This is a genomic window from Limnospira sp. PMC 1279.21 (assembly GCF_032349615.1).
Classification (GTDB): domain Bacteria; phylum Cyanobacteriota; class Cyanobacteriia; order Cyanobacteriales; family Microcoleaceae; genus Limnospira; species Limnospira fusiformis.
On record NZ_JARPLU010000455.1, the window covers coordinates 1 to 848 of the forward strand.

The window sequence follows — 848 nt, forward strand, 5'->3', positions numbered from 1 at the left end:
AGGATTCAGGGTCTAAAAACTCATAAATCCTTCTAATCATTCCGCAACATTCTTCATTCATGTCTGGTATCCAAATTCTTCTAATCTTACGCGGAATAATCTCTTCCCAATTGCAGGTTTCAGTAGGATTCCGGTAGATATATCTATCGGAGGACGTACTCGTATCTATTGATATTGGATGGATTCCTAGATTTTTGAATATATACCTATACCCTAATGGATAGCCATGCAAATAATGCGTAGCTGCCCAACTTCTACCATAACTCTGTATTACATCAGATGCAAACCTGGCTGGACCTGTCCTTCTTATTGGGTTAGACCAATTACCGGAGTATCGTTGTTCATAATATACGGTACGGTTTCTAAGATTTTTAACTATACCGACAAACGATTTTATGTTATTCCCCATAGCTTGAATCCCATAGATTTGCCCCCTCCTCGCGCCAACTTGGCTAAGAACAAATTTATTAAATGAACAAATGTGTTCCCCCCCTTCTGATTCATAAATCGAGATAGTATATTCAGACCACCAGCTTCTTGGAAATAATCGTGTTGTCCCTTCTGTGATGTTTCCATTTCTGTTGACAATATATTCTAAATTTCTGCGACTAGGAAATTCATCCGGTGTTACTAAGTCAAAACTGTGATTATATGTAACAGGATTACTTGTCCCCATATCCCACGTCCCGTCCGGGTAGTGCATATACACCATAAATAGCCTGCAATCCCACGAATATTCTCTAAACTCAAGAGCCCTCTCAAGTTCTTCGAGCCATTCACCACTACTATCGTCTGGTCGCCTTCCTTTATCATCATCTATTTTATCGCCTGAATTAGGACCCCCAAAC

Annotated in this window: 1 pseudogene; it reads right to left on the reverse strand. The window is 39.9% G+C overall.

The features are described from left to right. Positions 1 to 848 (reverse strand): annotated as a pseudogene (locus P5683_RS25400) (hypothetical protein); the annotation flags it as partial.